The sequence below is a fragment of the Pseudazoarcus sp. NS20 genome (assembly GCF_059703745.1).
This window is the reverse complement of sequence record NZ_BAAKIY010000002.1, coordinates 139,767-157,408: the sequence shown is the minus strand read 5'-3', so window position 1 is coordinate 157,408 and position 17,642 is coordinate 139,767. Positions and strand designations below refer to the sequence as shown.

Sequence of the window (17,642 nt, the reverse complement as noted above, 5' to 3'; positions counted from 1 at the left end):
AGCAAGCAAGCCGCGCAACTACAGCGGCTTCACGAAGACCTTGGAGCGACGCTGGTAGTTGTACAGCTCGAGCTTCTTCTTGGGCAGCGCCTCCGGCCCGGTCTCGACGAAGCCACGCTCGCGGAACCAGTGCGCCGTGCGGGTCGTGAGAATGAACAGGCGCTCCAGCCCCATCGCGCGGGCGCGCTTCTCAAGCCGTTTGAGCATCTGCTCGCCAAGGCCGGCACGTCGATACTCATGTGCCACCGCGAGACATGCCAATTCGGCAGAGCCTTCATCACCAAACGGATACAGCGCTGCACAGCCCACCAGCACGCCATCGTGCTCGACCAGCGTAAAGCGCTCAATCTCCTGCTCGAGCAACTCGCGCCCGCGCCGCACCAGCGAGCCATCCGCCTCCAGCGGCTGGATCAGCGAAACCAGCGCGCCAATGTCGTCCACCGTGGCTTCGCGCATGCGGAACAGCGGGTCGCGCGTGACCACCGTACCCACACCGGCGTGGGTGAAAAACTCCAGCAGCAAGCCGCCATCCTTGTCGTGGTCGATGAGGTGCACGCGGCCCACACCCTTGCGCACGGCGCGCACCGCGCCCGGCAGGTAGTAATGCAGGTCTTCGGTGAGGCCTTCGTTGGCATCGAACGCGCGCTGGGCTTCGTCCGCCGTGACCGATTCGATCAGGTTCCCTTCTTCGTCAAGCAGGCCGGGGGCATCGCACAGATAGACCAGCTTTTCGGCCTTGAGCGTCACCGCCACGGCCTCGGCCACGTCTTCCATGCTGAGGTTGAAGATCTCGCCCGCCGGTGACACGCCCAGCGGGGTGATCAGCACCACGTTCTGCTGGTCGAGGTCGCCCTTGATCTCCTCATCGAGAATCTTGCGCACGGCGCCGGTGAATTGGTAATCGACACCATCAAGCACCCCCACCGGCCGGGCGGTGATGAAGTTGCCACCGGTCACGCGGATGTAGCTGCCGGCCATCGGCGTGTTCGGCAGCCCCTGCGACAGCAAGGCCTCGACCTCGAAGCGCGTCACGGCCATGGCCACCTTCACGCATTCGAGGGCGGGCGCATCGGTGACCCGCAAGCCGTTGTGAAACTGCGGCTCCAGGCCACGCCGCGCCATCTCGGCATCGATCTGCGGTCGCGCGCCATGCACCAGCACCAGCCGCACACCCAGTGCCGACAGCAAGTTGCAGTCGTACGCGAAGCGCTGGGCGCGCTCGTGATCGGCCATCACTTCGCCGCCGAAGGCAATGACGAAGGTCTTGTTGCGGAAGGCGTGCACATACGGCGCGGCACCGCGCACCCACGCAACGAATTGCGCTGCCGTCTCGTCGGCAGCCAGGATGCGGGCTTCGGAATTCTGGGAATCGCGGCTCACGGGCGCTCACCTATGCATCGGAATGCATCGATTCTAGCGGAATGCTCTTCCCTCGTAGGTCGCGTCGAGCCCCAGGCGGAATGCCACGCGGACATCGCGCCCGATGCAAGCATCGCGATTCGCTGTGTGCATCGGGACGCAAGACATGACGGCAACCACGCCAAACTTCGTCACGCCAAGGCCTGCTCCAGCCGCTCGCAGATCGTGCGCAGTATCTTGATGCGGGCAAAGCGCTTGTTGTCGGCCTCGACGATGGTCCATGGGTGCGACGCCCCGGTGCGCTCGAACATGTCGCACACCGCCGCCTCGTATGCGGCCCAGTTGTCACGGTTGCGCCAGTCGTCGGGGGTGATCTTGAAGCGCTTGTGCGGCTCAGCCTCACGTTTTCGAAAGCGTTTCAACTGCTCATCGCGGCTGATGGCCAACCAGAACTTCACGACCACCGCGCGGGCATCGGCCAGCGTGCTCTCGAAATCGTTGATCTCGCCGTAGGCGCGCATCCAGTCGGCTTCAGCGGCAAAACCCTCTACCCGCTCGACCAGCACGCGGCCGTACCACGACCGATCGAAGATCACCGTCTTGCCCAGCCGGGGGGCGTGGCGCCAGAAGCGCCACAGATACGGCCGTGCGGCTTCTTCGTCGGTGGGCGCGGCAATCGGGATGACGCGGTAATGGCGGGCGTCCAGCGCCGAAGTAACGCGGCGGATCGCCCCACCCTTGCCAGCCGCATCCATGCCTTCGAACACCAGCACCAGCGAACGCTTGCGGAAGGCGGCGTCGCGCGTGAGAAGGTTCAAACGCCCCTGCAGCACTTCGAGTTGCTCGTCGTACTCCTTGCGCGAACACTTTTGCGCAAGCTTGAGTGCATGAAAACGCGTGCGGCGGTCGGACAGGTCCGGCACGCTCGAATGAGCGGACGGAGGTGCCTCATGGGTGCTCGTGTGTGCCATGCGCTGCGTGATGGCATCGAGCAATGTGCGGCCGACAAACAACGCGCGGTAATGCGGGTTCTCACTGTCCACCACCGTCCATGGGGCTGCCGGCGTATCGGTGGCGTGCAACATCTGCTCTGCGAGTTCGCGCGTGCGATCGTAACGCTCGTGCGCGGCCCAATCCTGCTCGGTCACGCGCCAACGCGTCGTCTCGTCTGACGCGAGCTTCTCGAAGCGACGCCTCTGTGCGGCCTTGGACAGGTGGAACCACAGCTTCACCACCAACACGTTCTCGCGAGCCAGCATCGCCTCAAAGTGGTTGATGTCTTCCAGGCGGCGCTCGAAGGCAGCCTTGTCGAGCTTTTTCGCCACGCGCGCGCTCAAGGCCGAGCCATACCAATCGCCGAACACCACGCACCACTTGCCGCGCGGCGGCAGCACGCGCCAGAAACGCCACATGAACGGGCGCTCGGCCTCGTCGCTGGAGAGACGGTCGAAAGCGCGCACTTCGATGTGGCGCGGGTCAAGCCATTTGTTGAGCAGATTGACGGTGTCACCCTTGCCAGCACCTTCGACACCATCCACCAGCACCACGACCGAAAACGCTTTCGAATCGAGCAACTCGAACTGCACGTCGAGCAACGCGGTACGCAGGGTTTCCTGCCCCTCGTCGAACTCCTTCTTGCTGACCTTGTGCCCGATTTCGGCTGATTCGAACATCACGCCCCTCGCTTCAGAAATCACCCCACAGCGCCTGCATGGCGGCCACCGCGGCAAGCCCCGCCGTCTCGGTGCGCAACACGCGCGGCCCCAAGGTGACGCCACCGCAGCCAGCCGCACGACAGGCTTCAAGCTCGTCGTCGCTCCAGCCGCCTTCGGGCCCGATGAGCAGGTGGCAAGCGCCTTGCGGCCGCCCCAACTCGGCCAGACGCTGCCCGCCCACGGGGTCGAGAACAAGCCGCTGCACGCCGTCTCGCCGCTGCACCAGGTAATCGCGCAGGTCGACGATGTCCGCCACCTCGGGCACCCGGTTACGGCCGCTCTGTTCGCAGGCCGACACGGCCACGTCACGCCAGTGCGCAACACGCTTGTGCGCGCGCTCGCCGGCAAGCTTCAGGACACTGCGCGAGGCGCGCACCGGCACCACCGTCGCAACGCCCAGTTCCACCGCTTTCTGCACCACCCAGTCCATCTTGTCGGCACTGGCCAAGGCCTGCACCAACACGATCTGCAACGGCGACTCACACTCCACCGCGCGGCGTTCGACCAGCCGTGCCGACCAGCGCTTGCCCTGCCCTTCCAGCACGGCATCGACCTCACCTCCGCGGCCATCGAACAGCACGATGTGCTCACCGGCCTGCATGCGCAACACACGCACGGCGTGATGCACGACGGGCTCGGGCAACGCAAAGTTGCCTTCGGGCGGCAGGGGTTCAGGGCAGAAGAAGCGGGAGACCATCGTGACAGCAACCTCAAGAAAAGCGGGCACCGATTCTGCGGCGCACAGGCGCCAACCGCAACGAACAATCGCCGGGGCCGGCGCGTGCGCCCTCGCGCGTGCTGCTACTATACGGCGGTCTGTCGCCACCCAGCGGGGTCGCCTCGAATGCCTACTGCTTCGCACCGTCTGGCTCGCGCTCGCGCGCTGGAATCCCTGGTCCGCGATGTTGCGCGCGAAGTCATCCTGCCGCGCTACCTGCGCGCTGCACGCAACTGCAAATCCGACGGCACGCTGTTCAGCGAGGCCGACCTCGAATCCCAGCATCATTTCGAACGCGAATTGCCGGCGCTGCTGTCCGGCCCGGTGCTCGGCGAAGAAATGCCACTCGACCAGCAACAAGCCTTGTGGAACGAAGGCCGCAAAGGGCTGTGGTGCATCGACCCCATCGACGGCACCACCAACTTCCTCAACGGCATTCCGTTCTTCGCAGTGTCGATTGCCTATCTGGTGGATCACGAGCCGCGCTTCGGCGTGGTGTACAACCCGGTCACGGATGAATCCTTCTACGCTGCCAAAGGCTCCGGGGCGTGGCTCAACGGCACGCGGTTGCCGCTGCGCAAACCGGCCGGGGGCTTGAATGAAGCCGTCGCCGGGGTCGATTTCAAGCGGGTCGGGCCAGTGCTGGGCAACGAGCTGTCGCGCAGCCCGCCGTTCTATTCGCAGCGCAACTTCGGTTCGAGCGCGTTGGAATGGTGTTTCACGGCCGCCGGGCGGCTCGATGTGTACCTGCACGGCGGCCAGATGCTGTGGGATTACGCCGCCGGTAGCCTGATCCTGTCGGAGGCCGGCGGGGTCGGCATGGCACTCGATGGCCAGCCACTGATGGCTGCCCCCGACATCAAACGCGGTGTGATCGCGGCCGCCAGCCCGGAGCTGTTCTCGCAGTGGCGCGGCTGGATCGCCTCGCACTCCGGCTGATTCCCTCACCTCGAACCCCTCGGAACCTCCATGTCCGCGAAGCACCCCATCATCGCCGTCACCGGCTCCTCTGGCGCCGGCACCACCACCGTCAAGGACACCTTCGAGCGCATCTTCCATCGTGAGAGCGTGAATGCCGCCATCGTCGAGGGCGACAGCTTTCACCGCTACACGCGCGAGGAGATGAAGCACCAGATCGAAGAAGCCGAGGCCAACGGCAAGCGCGGCATCAGCCACTTCGGCCCGGAAGCCAACCTGCTCGAAGAGCTCGAAGCGCTGTTCCGCGGCTACGGCGAATCCGGCGTGGGTCGCAAACGCGTGTACATCCACAACGAAGAGCAGTCGGTGCGGTGGGATTTGCCGATGGGCACCTTCACCGACTGGGACGACTTGCCGGTGGGCACCGACTGCCTGTTCTACGAAGGCCTGCACGGCGGCTTCGTGTCGGACAGCGTGAACATTGCCAAACACGCCGACCTGCTGATCGGCGTAGCCCCCACCATCAACCTCGAATGGCTGCAGAAGCTGCACCGTGATATCCAGGTGCGCGGCTACTCGGCTGAAGCGGTGCAAGACACCATCCTGCGGCGCATGCACGACTATGTTCATTACATCGTTCCGCAGTTCGCGCGCACGCACATCAACTTCCAGCGCGTGCCGGTAGTCGACACCTCGAATCCCTTCATCGCACGCGACGTGCCATCACTGGCCGAATCAATGGTTGTGATCCGCTTCTCCAACCCGCGCGGAACCGACTTTCCCTACCTGCTGAACATGATCGCCGGCTCGTTCATGTCGCGCGCCAATACCATCGTGATCGAGGGCGGCAAACTCGACCTGGCGATGCAACTGATCCTCACTCCGTTGATCTGGAAACTCATGGAGAAAAAGCGCAAGGCGATGTAAGCCCCTCTTAACGCAGTGCCTATTTTCGGGTCATCCTGTGGTTTTCCGCAGGGCGGCGGCCTACCGCAGAGCAGCAATTTCAGCGATAATTCCGCCTTTTCCATCAGACGCATACCCCAAGCGCCATGACCCAGACCCGCAACGTCACCCCGCCCAAGTTCAACCCGGTAACCGGAGCGGTGCGTGCACTCGCGATGGACGCAGTCCAGAAAGCCAAGTCCGGCCACCCCGGCGCCCCGATGGGCATGGCTGAAATCGCCGAAGTCGTGTGGCGCCGCCACATGCGCCACAACCCGGCCAACCCGAAGTGGGCCGATCGTGACCGTTTCGTGCTGTCCAATGGCCATGGCTCGATGTTGCTGTACGCGCTGCTGCACCTCACCGGCTACGACCTGCCGATCGAAGAGCTGAAAAACTTCCGCCAGTTGCACAGCAAGACCCCGGGCCACCCTGAATACGGCTACGCGCCGGGCGTCGAGACCACCACTGGCCCGCTCGGCCAAGGCATCACCAACGCCGTCGGTATGGCAATCGCCGAAAAGGTACTGGCGGCCGAATTCAACCGCCCCGGCCACGACGTGGTCGACCACCGCACCTTCGTGTTCCTGGGTGACGGCTGCCTGATGGAAGGCATCTCGCATGAGGCCTGCTCGCTGGCCGGCACGCTGGGCCTGGGCAAGCTGGTCGCCTTCTACGACGACAACGCGATTTCCATCGACGGTGACGTCAAGGGTTGGTTCACCGACGACACGCCGAAACGCTTCGAGGCCTACGGCTGGCAGGTCATCCGCGACGTACAAGGCCATGATTCCGACGCCATCGAGGCCGCCGTGCAAGCCGCGCTGGCCAATACCACGCAGCCCACGCTGATCTGCTGCAAGACGGTGATCGGCGCCGGCGCGCCGAACAAGCAAGGCGGCCACGACGTGCACGGTGCCCCGCTGGGCGACGCTGAAATCAATGCCACTCGCGAATTCATCGGCTGGAATCACCCGCCGTTCGAAATTCCGGTGGATGTCTATGCCGCGTGGGATGCCCGCGCTGCCGGCGCTGCGCGTGAAGCGCAGTGGAATGCTCAGTTCGAGGCCTATCGTGCCGAGCATCCGCAGCTGGCGGCCGAATTCGAGCGCCGCATGGCAGGCACGCTGCCGGCCGATTGGAATGCCCACGTCGACGCCGCGCTGAAGCAGATCACCGACAAGGGCGAGACCATCGCCACGCGCAAGGCCAGCCAGAACAGCATCGAAGCCTTTGCCCCCAAGCTGCCGGAACTGCTGGGCGGCTCGGCCGATCTGGCCGGCTCCAACCTCACGCTGTGGTCCGGCGCCAAAGGTGTCACCAAAGACGGCGGCGGCAACTACATCTATTACGGTGTGCGCGAGTTCGGCATGGCCGCAATCGCCAACGGCATCAGCCTGCACGGCGGCCTGATCCCCTACACCGCCACCTTCCTGATGTTCAGCGAGTACGCGCGCAACGCGTTGCGCATGGCTGCGCTGATGAAGATTCGTCAGCTGTTCGTGTTCACGCACGATTCCATCGGCCTGGGCGAAGACGGCCCGACGCACCAACCGGTCGAGCAGACCGCCACGCTGCGCCTGATCCCCAACATGGACGTCTGGCGCCCGTGCGACACCACCGAGTCGGCCGTGGCCTGGGCGCACGCCATCGAACGCACCGACGGCCCGTCGTCGCTGCTGTTCTCGCGCCAGAACCTGCCCTTCCAGCAACGCAACACGCAACAGATCGCCGACATCCGTCGCGGTGGCTACGTGCTGTCCGAAGCCGCAGGCGGCGCACCAAAGGCGGTGATCATCGCCACCGGCTCGGAAGTCGGCCTGGCCATCGAAGCGCAGCAGAAGCTCGCCGACGCCGGCATTCCGGTGCGTGTGGTATCGATGCCGTCGACCAACGTCTTCGACCGCCAGGACGATGCCTGGAAAACCGCCGTGCTGCCGGCCGGCGTGCCGCGCGTGGCGGTAGAGGCCGGTGTCACCGACGGCTGGCGCAAGTATGTGGGCCTGGAAGGTGCAGTGATCGGCCTCGACCGCTTCGGCGAGTCGGCGCCGGCAGGCGAGCTGTTCAAGTATTTCGGCATCACCAGCGACGCGGTTGTCTCTGCCGTGCAGACCTGCGTCGCCTGATTGCAGTCTCCGGCCGGCCTGAGCGCCGGCCGGATATCGTTCCACCAAGGAGAAAACGGATGAGCATCAAAATCGCGATCAATGGCTACGGCCGCATCGGCCGTTGCACGCTGCGTGCGCTGTACGAACTGGGCCTGCGCGACCAGTTCGAGATCGTCGCGATCAACGCTTCGGGCGACATCGCCACCAACGCCCACCTCACCAAGTACGACACCACCCACGGTCGCTTCGGCTTCTCGGTCGAGACGGACGGCGAAAACACCCTGATCGTCGACGGCGACCGCATCCCCTTTTTCTCGACCAAAGACCCGCGCGGCGTGAATTGGGGCGCGCTGGGTGTCGACGTGCTGCTCGAATGCACCGGCGCCTACACCAGCAAGGCCAAGGCCCAGGTGCTGCTCGAACAAGGCGCCAAGAAGGTGCTGATCTCCGCCCCGGGCGGTGACGATGTCGACGCCACCATCGTGTATGGCGTGAACCACGACGTCGTCACGGCGGCCATGACAGTGGTGTCGAACGCCTCGTGCACCACCAACTGCCTGGCTCCGGTGGCCAAGGTACTGGAAGACAACATCGGCATCGAAAAAGGCCTGATGACCACCATCCACTCCTACACCAACGATCAGGTGCTGGTGGATGTGCGTCACAAGGATCTGCGCCGCGCGCGCGCCGCCGCGCACAACATCATTCCGACCAAGACCGGTGCCGCCAAGGCCGTCGGTCTGGTGCTGCCTTCGTTGAAGGGCAAGTTCGACGGCTTCTCGTTGCGCGTCCCGACCATGAACGTGTCGCTGGTCGACCTCACCTTCACCGCCAGCCGCGAAACCTCGGCGGAAGAGATCAACGAGCTCATGAAGCAGGCTTCGCGCGGCGCGCTCAAAGGCGTGCTGGCCTGCAACGAAGACCAGCTGGTGTCGTCCGACTTCAACCATGACTCGCACTCGTCGGTGTTCGACACCACGCAGACGCGCGTGATGGGCGGCAATCTGGTCAAGGTGCTGGCGTGGTACGACAACGAGTGGGGGTATTCCTGCCGCATGCTCGACGCCGCCCGCGTGCTGGCTAACGCCAAGTAATCGTCTCGCTGCATGCCCGCTTCGGCGGGCATGCGTACATCCGCCCCTCGTTTTTCCGCCGCCCCGCGGCCCATCCGGACTCCGTTCATGAAGGTTAACCAGCTCAGCGATTTCGATCTTTCCGGCAAGCGCGTCTTCATCCGCGCCGACCTCAACGTGCCGCAGGACGAAGCAGGCAACATCGTCGAAGACACGCGCATCCGGGCTTCCATCCCGTCGATCCAGCACTGTCTCGACCACGGCGCCGCCGTGATGGTGACCTCACACCTCGGCCGTCCGAGCGAAGGCGAAGTGCGCGCCGACGACACGCTGATGCCCGTGGCCGTGCGCCTCGGCCAATTGCTGGGCAAGCCGGTGAAGCTCATCACCGACTGGATCGAAGGCGGCTTCAGCGTGCAACCCGGCGAAGTCGTGCTGCTGGAGAACTGCCGCTGCAACGTCGGCGAGAAGAAGAACGACGATACGCTGGCCAGGAAAATGGCCGCGCTGTGCGACGTCTACGTGAATGATGCCTTCGGCACCGCACACCGCGCCGAAGCCACCACGCACGGCATCGCACGCTTTGCACCGACCGCCTGTGCCGGCCTGCTGATGGCTGCCGAGATCGATGCCCTCACCCGCGCCACCGACAACCCCAAACGCCCGATGGTCGCCATCGTGGGCGGCGCCAAGGTGTCGACCAAGCTGACCATCCTGAAAACGCTGGCGTCCAAGGTCGATCAACTGATCGTCGGCGGCGGCATCGCCAATACCTTCCTGCTGGCCTCGGGCAAACGCATCGGCGAATCGCTGGCCGAACCCGAACTGGTCAAGGAAGCACAAGGCATCATGGACATGATGAAAGCGCGCGGCGCCGAAGTGCCGCTGCCGGTGGACGTGGTGGTGGCCGACGAAGTCTCGATGCTGGCGCGCGCCAACCGCATCCCCGTGTGCGACGTCGGCCCGCATGACCGCATTCTCGATGTCGGCCCGAAAACTGCGGCACGCCTGTCGGACATCATCGCCCACGCCGGCACCATCGTGTGGAATGGGCCGGTTGGGGTGTTCGAGTACAACCAGTTTGCCGGCGGCACCAAGATGATGGCCTCGGCCATCGCGCACTCCGAAGCCTTCACCATTGCCGGCGGTGGCGACACGCTGGCGGCCATCGCCAAGTTCGGCATTGCCAACGACATCGGCTACATCTCGACCGGCGGCGGCGCCTTCCTGGAATTCCTCGAAGGCAAGACCCTGCCGGCCATCGCGGCGCTGGAAGAGCGCTACGCGGCACAATGAAACATCCTGTGAGGTCACTGTCAGTGATGGCGACCTCGCTTTAGAATTTCCGTCGAATATCGAATTCGCGTGCGCCTCAAGGCGCCGCCCAAAGGAGAAGCACCATGTCCCTCGTCTCGATGCGCCAGTTGCTCGACCACGCCGCCGAACACGGCTACGCCCTGCCCGCCTTCAACGTGAACAACCTGGAACAGGTCCAGGCCATCATGGAAGCCGCCGCCGAGTGCGACAGCCCGGTGATCATGCAGGCCTCGGCCGGCGCCCGTAAATACGCCGGCGAAGCCTTCCTGCGCCACCTCATCGACGCCGCCGTCGAAACCTACCCGAACATCCCCATCGTCATGCACCAGGACCACGGCCAGAGCCCGGCAGTGTGCATGGCAGCGATCCGCTCCGGCTTCACCAGCGTGATGATGGACGGCTCGCTGCTCGAAGACGGCAAGACCCCGTCCGACTACGAATACAACGTCGCCGTGTCGCGCGAAGTGGTGAAGTTCTCGCACGCCATCGGCGTCACCGTGGAAGCCGAACTGGGCTGCCTCGGCTCGCTCGAAACCGGCATGGCCGGCGAGGAAGACGGCATCGGCGCCGAAGGCAAGCTCGACCACAGCGCCCTGCTGACCGACCCTGAGCAGGCTGCCGACTTCGTCAAGCAGACCGATTGCGACGCGCTGGCGATTGCCATCGGCACCAGCCATGGCGCCTACAAGTTCACGCGCAAGCCCACCGGCGACATCCTGTCGATCCAGCGCATCAAGGAAATCCACGCGCGCATCCCCAACACCCACCTGGTGATGCACGGCTCCTCGAGCGTGCCTCAGGAATTGCTCGAAATCATCCGCCAGTACGGTGGTGACATGAAAGAGACCTACGGCGTACCGGTGGAAGAGATCCAGACCGCCATCAAGTTCGGCGTGCGCAAGATCAACATCGACACCGACATCCGTCTGGCCATGACGGCAGCGATTCGCAAGTTCCTGTTCGAAAACCCGTCGAAGTTCGACCCGCGCGAATTCAACAAGCCGGCTCGCGAAGCCGCCAAGTTCGTCTGCAAGGCACGTTTCGAAGCCTTCGGCAGCGCCGGCATGGCCTCGCGCATCAAGCCGGTGCCGCTCGACAAGATCGCAGCGCGCTACAAGGCCGGCGAACTGGCCCAAGTCGTCAAGTAAGCCGCATGACTGTACACGTCTTCACCTATGGGACGTTGATGTGTGCGGACATCATGCGCGCGGCGTGCGGCGGCCTCCCGGCCGCCAGCACCGCACGCCTGGACGGATTCAGCCGTCATCCGGTGGCCGGAGAGGAGTACCCCGGCATCCGTCGTGCGCCGGGAGCTAGCGTCGAGGGCGTTCTGTATCACGACGCCAGCGCGGCACAACTCGCCCGGCTGGATGCCTTCGAGGGTAGCCAATACGTGCGCCAAAGCGTCGCAATCTCCCTTGACGACGGGCGCCGGCTGAACGCCCAAACCTACGTCTTCGCCGACGAGCAGCTTCATTTGCTGCAGCCCGGCGACTGGAATTACACCGCTTTCCTCGAACGCGGCCGAGCCTGCTTCGAGGGACGCTATCTCGGATTCGGTCGGATCTGAACCGGCCGTTCGCCGCGCCTCCATGAGAGGCGCGATTCCGGACAACTTCGACAAGGAGTGCCCGTTGAACTTCAACGCTTCCCCCACCTCTTTGCTTCGCGCATTCGCCTTGCTGGCACTCACGCTCCTTGCGCTGATGCTCTCCACACCATCCGCATTTTCAGCCGACCCGCCACCCAGCGCGGCCCAGTTGGCCGATTTGCTTGAGAACGAAGAGACTCGTGCCGCACTGATCGAACAGTTGCGGCAGAGCGCGACGCCGGGCTTCGCGGACTCGGTGACGATTCCGGTCACGCCCGCCACGGAAGGCCCCGTCGGATTGCCACAACGGCTGGCGCTCCTCACCCAGTCGGTTGCCGAGCGTACGGTACTTGAAGCCTCGGTCGCCTACACGGCGCTGGGTATGACATGGTCGCGCCTGTCCGACTCCGGCATGGCCACATTCGGTCGTGAAGTCGCGCTGTTCGTACTGTTCGCAGGGGGCGTTCTTTTCGTCTTCTGGCTTTGCAGCCGAGTGGGGACGGCGTTTCTTGCTCGTCGCGAGGCACGCACCGGCGCAGCCGCCCACAGCGTGCTACGCAACGCCCTGATGATGGTCATGACTGCGGTGGTGCGTCTGATAGCCGTGGTGATCGCATGGCTGGTCGGTTACGGGCTGGCCTTGCTGATACCCGGCATCGGTGAAAGCGGCGAGCTGCGTGTCCAGGAATCCCTCTTTCTGAACGCATTCCTGGCGGTGGAAGGTTTGCGTGCTGTGCTTTCGGCCCTGCTGTCGAGCCGCCTGAACGGGCGCCAGACGCGGGGAGCGGAAGAGGCTGCCTACTGGAACGCCTGGGCTTCACGCATGATCTACTTCCTGGGTTACGGCCTGATGCTGGTGGCCCCTGCTGCCAGCCAGTTGCTGGCTCCCGAGGTCGGACGCACGCTCGCCCTCATCATCGTCGTCACCGCCTTCCTGAAAGCAGCCGTGATCATCATGCAGAACCGCATGCGCGTGAGGTTGCTGCTGGAGGCCTTCGGCAACCGAATGCAGACGGCGTTTGCACGCGTGGCACTGGTGATGATTGCCAGGGTGTGGCACATCATTGCGGTCGCGTATGTTGCCGCCCTGCTGATCACCGCGCTGTTCTACGCCGAGGAAGCCTTGGGCTTCATGGTGGGCGCCACGGTTCAAACCATCATCGCCGGCCTCGTGGGCATCACGCTGTCGATGGCGCTCACCAACGTCATCATGCGCCGCATCCAGTTGCCGGAAGAAACCCGAATTCGCTTTCCTTTGCTGGAAGCCCGGCTCAACGCCTACGTTCCGACCGTTCTGAAAACCGCCCGCTTCATCATTCTTGCCGTCGTGCTGGCATTCATCCTGGACGCCTGGACGCATTTCGACCTCGGCGCCTGGGCCGCTTCGGACGCGGGTCTGCAAACACTGGGCAGAGTTGTCACAGTGCTGTTCATCATCGGGTTGGCACTGACGGCATGGCTGCTGGCTGCAAGCTGGATCGAATACCGCCTGAACCCCAATGCCAATCGTGGCGAACCCACGGCTCGCATCAGAACCTTGCTGACCATCTTCCGCAACGCCATCGCAATTGCACTGGTGGTACTCACAACCATGGTGGTGCTGGCTGAGTTGGGAGTGAACATCGGCCCGCTGATTGCTGGCGCCGGCGTGCTCGGCCTGGCCATCGGTTTCGGTTCGCAGAAGCTGGTGCAGGACGTCATCACCGGCCTCTTCATCCAGCTCGAAAGTGCCATCAACGTGGGCGATGTCGTCACCGCAGGCGGAACGACCGGCACCGTGGAAAAACTCACCATCCGCTCACTCGGCATCCGCGACTTGGCCGGCGTGTACCACTTGATTCCGTTCTCGTCCGTGGACAAGGTATCGAACTTCAACCGCGACTTCGGCTTCCATGTCGGCGAATACGGCGTGGCCTACCGCGAAGACACGGACGAAGTCATCGAGCATCTCAAAGCCGCATTCGAAGAACTGCGTGCCGACCCGACCCATGGCCCGAACATTCTCGGCGACCTCGAAGTGCACGGCATTACTGCCCTGGCAGACAGTTCGGTCAATGTCCGTGTGCGCATCAAGACTTTGGCGGGTATGCAGTTCGGCCTCGGCCGTGCCTACAACCGACTGGTGAAACGCCACTTCGATGCTGCCGGGATTGAAATTCCGTTCCCGCACATGACTTTGTATTTCGGCGAGGACAAACAGGGCAAAGCGCCCCCCGCCAACCTGCGTCTGCTGGAGGCTCCGGGCGCGATCAAACCCGACTCGGCATGACACATGTCTCACCATGCATGGCGTCCGTCATAACGACCGCATGGAAAACCTGCTAGATTCCGATGCAGCGCACAATCGGTGCTCATGCATTAGGGGTCTGGCGGGATGAAGGTACTGGCGGTTACGGGCTCAAGCTTCTTCAAGCACCTGCTGGAACGGCATCTTGGCTTTCTGCCTGCCCCCCTGCGCTTTGCCAGCAACATCCATGAAGCGCGTACTGCCCTTGCGGACGCGCCCGATTTGATCTGCACCGAACGTCATCTCGCGGATGGAACCGGCCTGGATCTCACACGCCTGATCCGCGGCCATCGGGCAACTGCCCAAACCCCGGTTGCGCTGCTGACTTCGTCCGAAGACCCTGATCTGCTGCCGGAAAGCCTTGAGGCCGGCGTCACCGAGATCTTTGCCAAGAGCAATATCGACGGCCTGGCGCTGTACGTCGAACAACGCCTGCAACGCGAAGCCGAGAGCGTGCGCTTTTGCGGGCGCGCTCTGCTGGTCGAAGACAGCCATCCAGTCGCGATGTTCATGCGCCGGGTGCTCGAATCGCTCGGCCTGACGGTGGATCACTTCACCCGCGCGGACCCCGCCGAACAGGCGCTCGAAGAGCACGACTACGAGGTCGCCCTCGTCGACGTGCTGCTCGAAGGCCGCACGACCGGGCTCACGCTGGTACGCAGCATCCGGAAGGGAGGCGGACGCAATGCCGCCGTGCCAATCCTGGCGGTGTCCGGGCTAGAGGACGCTGCCCGGCGCATCGAATTGCTGCGTGAAGGCGCCAACGACTTCCTCTCCAAACCCATGCTCGAAGAAGAGCTCGCTGTGCGCGTGCGCAACATCGTGCAGATCAAACGCCTGCTCGATCAGACCGCCGGGCAACGCGATCACCTGCGCCGCCTGGCCCTCACCGACCAGCTCACCGGGGTCTACAACCGTCATTACCTCACCGAGGTCGCCCAGCGCCGCATTGAGGAAGCCGAACGCCACGGTATTCCCCTGGCCCTGCTGGTGCTCGACATCGACCTGTTCAAGAACATCAACGACACCCATGGGCACGACACCGGCGACGTCGTGCTGGCGGAAACCGCAGCCGTTGTGCGCAATGCCTGCCGCCAGGGGGACATCGTGGCCCGCACGGGCGGGGAAGAATTCGTCCTGCTGCTGCTCAACATCAATCGCGAAAGCGCCTCCGGTTTTGCCGAACGCCTGCGTCAGCACATCGAGGAGGCCCGGCCGGGCGGCATTCCGGTAACCGTCAGCATCGGCGTCGCCGGCACTTCCGAGAAGAATCCGGGTCGGAGCTTCGACACGCTGTTCCGCTCGGCGGACGCAGCCTTGTACGTTGCCAAGCGCAACGGTCGGAATCGTATCGTCACCAGCACGGACTGAGCCCTCACAGCGACTACACTGAACATATGCAAACCCGTATCGAACGCGACTCCATGGGCGAGGTGGCCGTACCGGCCGACCGCTACTGGGGCTCCCAGACCCAGCGCTCACTCACCAACTTCGAGATCGGCCGCGAACGGCACCGCATGCCGGCCGCGGTGGTGCACGCCTTCGGCTTGCTCAAGCTCGCCGCGGCGCGCGCCAATGCCGAGTTGGGCGAGCTCGACCCGCAACTCGCCGGCTTGATCGAGGCGGCTGCGCGCGAAGTCTCCGAAGGCGCCCTCGACGAGCACTTCCCGCTGGTGGTGTTCCAGACCGGCAGCGGCACGCAGAGCAACATGAACGCAAACGAGGTGATCGCCAACCGAGCCAACGAAATGGCCGGCAAACCGCGTGGCGGCAAAACCCCGGTGCACCCCAACGATCACGTCAATCGCGGCCAATCGTCCAACGACACCTTCCCCACCGCCATGCATGTGGCGGTCGTACTCGAACTGCACGGACGCCTCTACCCCCCCGTGCGCGCATTGTGCGACACGCTGGCAGGCAAAGCCGAGGCTTTTACCGACATCGTCAAATCCGGCCGCACCCACCTGATGGACGCCACGCCGATCACGCTGGGGCAAGAGATCGGCGCCTGGGTGGCGCAGATCGACGCCGCGCTCGACAACCTGCAACACGCCGAGCAAGGCCTGCTGGAGCTGGCAATCGGCGGCACCGCAGTGGGCACCGGGCTGAACGCTCATGCGCGCTTCGGCGAACGGTGCGCGGGCGAGCTCGCTGAGCTCACTGGCCATGCCTTCCGCTCGGCGGACAACCGCTTCGCCCAATTGGCTGCACACGACGCGCTGGTCAACGTCAGTGCCGCGCTGCGCACGCTGGCCGGAGCCCTGTTCAAGCTCGCCAACGATGTGCGCTGGCTCGCCAGCGGCCCGCGCACCTCAATCGCCGAACTGCTTATTCCCGAGAACGAACCGGGCAGTTCGATCATGCCCGGCAAGGTCAATCCGACCCAGGCCGAAGCACTCACCATGGTGTGCGCGCGGGTCTTCGGCAATGACGCGACCGTGGCCTTTGCCGGCACGCAGGGCAACTTCCAGCTCAATGTGTACAAGCCCGTCATGGCTCACGGCGTCCTCGAAAGCCTGCAGCTTCTCGGCGATGCCGCACGCAGCTTCGACGAACATTGCGCGCGCGGCATCGAGCCAGACCGCGAGCGCATTGCCGAACTGCTTTCGCGCAACCTGATGCTGGTGACCGCGCTGAATCGCCACATCGGCTATGACCACGCCGCCGAGATCGCCAAGAAGGCACACCACGAGGGCAGCACACTGAAAGAGGCGGCCGTAGCATCGGGCCACGTCACTGCGGACGACTTCGATCGCTGGGTCAAGGCGCTCGACATGACGCGCCCCGATCAAGCATGAGCCAGCCCGCCCCGGCCATCGACTGGAACAGCCCCGACATTGCCGCGCTACGTGCGGCAATGTTGCGTTTTGCCCGCATCAACCTGCGTGACGAAGGCGCGGCAGAGGACATGGTTCAGGAGGCTTTGCTGGCCGCCATGCTCTCGGTGGATGGCTTCGACGGCCGCTCGGCACTGAAGACCTGGATGTTCGCCATTTTGCGCAACAAGATTGTCGACCACCTCCGCAAGAGCAGCCGCGAACGGCCGCGCAGCGAACTGGCTGCTGCCGAAGACGAGGACGACCCGCACATGGACGCCGTCTTCAATCGCAAATTCGGCTGGAGCGCGTCGCACTGGAGCGAGGACGCAAAGCCCGAAGAATGGTCGGACCCCGACGCCGCACTGGAAAAGAAGCAGTTCTGGGACATCTTCGACGCCTGCGTGCACCGCCTGCCCGAGAACCTCTCACGGGTGTTCATGATGCGTGAGCTGCTCGACCTCGACACCCCCGAGATCTGCGCCGAACTGGGCATTTCCACCAGCAACTGCTGGGTCATCCTGCACCGCGCACGCACACGCCTGCGCGGCTGCCTCGGGCACACCTGGTTCGGGGAAGGCTCGGCATGACGCTCAACTGCCATCAAGCGACCCGGCTGATGTCGGAAGAGAACGAACGCGAGCTGACTGCACGCGAGCGCATTGAACTGCGCGTGCACACCATGATGTGCAAAGGCTGCACCCAGTATCGCAAGCAAATCGGCTTCATTCGCCGCGCCACCCGCAGCTTGCGTGACGGCGAGGCGGAATAAGGCATGTTGGCGGTAGCGCCTCA

General features: G+C 64.1%; 15 protein-coding genes. 12 read left to right on the top strand and 3 right to left on the bottom strand.

The genetic code is table 11. From position 1 onward, the window contains the following. Positions 1-18: 18 nt before the first annotated feature. From argA to AC6H0W_RS06415, 3 genes are all read right to left on the bottom strand, one after another. Entirely contained in the window at positions 19-1,380 is a 1,362-nt protein-coding gene (gene argA / locus AC6H0W_RS06425; protein ID WP_497576331.1) for an amino-acid N-acetyltransferase, read from the bottom strand. A 170-nt stretch (positions 1,381-1,550) separates the two neighbouring features. Then, positions 1,551-3,032: a polyphosphate:AMP phosphotransferase gene (gene pap, locus AC6H0W_RS06420; protein ID WP_497576330.1), complete on the bottom strand. Its 1,482-nt coding sequence runs from the start codon at positions 3,030-3,032 to the stop codon at positions 1,551-1,553. 13 nt (positions 3,033-3,045) lie between these two features. Beyond that, complete coding sequence (locus tag AC6H0W_RS06415) at positions 3,046-3,771, bottom strand: 16S rRNA (uracil(1498)-N(3))-methyltransferase (RefSeq protein ID WP_497576329.1); 726 nt, start codon at positions 3,769-3,771, stop codon at positions 3,046-3,048. Between the two features lie 147 nt (positions 3,772-3,918). Here AC6H0W_RS06415 and AC6H0W_RS06410 point away from each other — a divergent pair, with 147 nt between their 5' ends. The 12 genes from AC6H0W_RS06410 to AC6H0W_RS06355 all read left to right on the top strand — a co-directional run bounded on the left by AC6H0W_RS06410 (position 3,919) and on the right by AC6H0W_RS06355 (position 17,619). After that, positions 3,919-4,731, top strand: a complete 813-nt coding sequence (locus AC6H0W_RS06410) for an inositol monophosphatase family protein (RefSeq protein WP_497576328.1) — start codon at positions 3,919-3,921, stop codon at positions 4,729-4,731. 30 nt (positions 4,732-4,761) lie between these two features. Next, complete coding sequence (locus tag AC6H0W_RS06405) at positions 4,762-5,637, top strand: phosphoribulokinase (protein WP_497576327.1); 876 nt, start codon at positions 4,762-4,764, stop codon at positions 5,635-5,637. Between the two features lie 125 nt (positions 5,638-5,762). Beyond that, complete coding sequence (tkt, locus tag AC6H0W_RS06400) at positions 5,763-7,781, top strand: transketolase (RefSeq protein ID WP_497576326.1); 2,019 nt, start codon at positions 5,763-5,765, stop codon at positions 7,779-7,781. 59 nt (positions 7,782-7,840) lie between these two features. Continuing rightward, positions 7,841-8,857 (top strand): type I glyceraldehyde-3-phosphate dehydrogenase, encoded by a 1,017-nt coding sequence (gap, locus tag AC6H0W_RS06395; protein ID WP_497576325.1) that lies wholly within the window; start codon positions 7,841-7,843, stop codon positions 8,855-8,857. Between the two features lie 87 nt (positions 8,858-8,944). Next, on the top strand, positions 8,945-10,132 hold the full coding sequence (locus AC6H0W_RS06390; RefSeq protein ID WP_497576324.1) for a phosphoglycerate kinase: 1,188 nt from the start codon (positions 8,945-8,947) through the stop codon (positions 10,130-10,132). A gap of 104 nt (positions 10,133-10,236) precedes the next feature. Next, a complete protein-coding gene (gene fba / locus AC6H0W_RS06385) occupies positions 10,237-11,301 on the top strand; it encodes a class II fructose-bisphosphate aldolase (protein ID WP_497576323.1) in 1,065 nt (354 codons plus the stop codon). A gap of 5 nt (positions 11,302-11,306) precedes the next feature. Continuing rightward, on the top strand, positions 11,307-11,723 hold the full coding sequence (locus AC6H0W_RS06380; protein ID WP_497576322.1) for a gamma-glutamylcyclotransferase family protein: 417 nt from the start codon (positions 11,307-11,309) through the stop codon (positions 11,721-11,723). A gap of 22 nt (positions 11,724-11,745) precedes the next feature. Then, positions 11,746-14,013 (top strand): mechanosensitive ion channel domain-containing protein, encoded by a 2,268-nt coding sequence (locus AC6H0W_RS06375; RefSeq protein ID WP_497576321.1) that lies wholly within the window; start codon positions 11,746-11,748, stop codon positions 14,011-14,013. 105 nt (positions 14,014-14,118) lie between these two features. After that, complete coding sequence (locus AC6H0W_RS06370; RefSeq protein ID WP_497576320.1) at positions 14,119-15,402, top strand: diguanylate cyclase; 1,284 nt, start codon at positions 14,119-14,121, stop codon at positions 15,400-15,402. 26 nt (positions 15,403-15,428) lie between these two features. Next, complete coding sequence (gene fumC / locus AC6H0W_RS06365; RefSeq protein ID WP_497576319.1) at positions 15,429-16,829, top strand: class II fumarate hydratase; 1,401 nt, start codon at positions 15,429-15,431, stop codon at positions 16,827-16,829. Then, entirely contained in the window at positions 16,826-17,437 is a 612-nt protein-coding gene (locus AC6H0W_RS06360) for a sigma-70 family RNA polymerase sigma factor (RefSeq protein WP_497576318.1), read from the top strand. The genes fumC and AC6H0W_RS06360 overlap by 4 nt, the downstream gene beginning before the upstream one ends. After that, positions 17,434-17,619: an anti-sigma factor family protein gene (locus AC6H0W_RS06355; RefSeq protein ID WP_497576317.1), complete on the top strand. Its 186-nt coding sequence runs from the start codon at positions 17,434-17,436 to the stop codon at positions 17,617-17,619. Before AC6H0W_RS06360 ends, AC6H0W_RS06355 begins: the two co-directional genes overlap by 4 nt. The last annotated feature ends 23 nt before the right edge of the window (positions 17,620-17,642 follow it).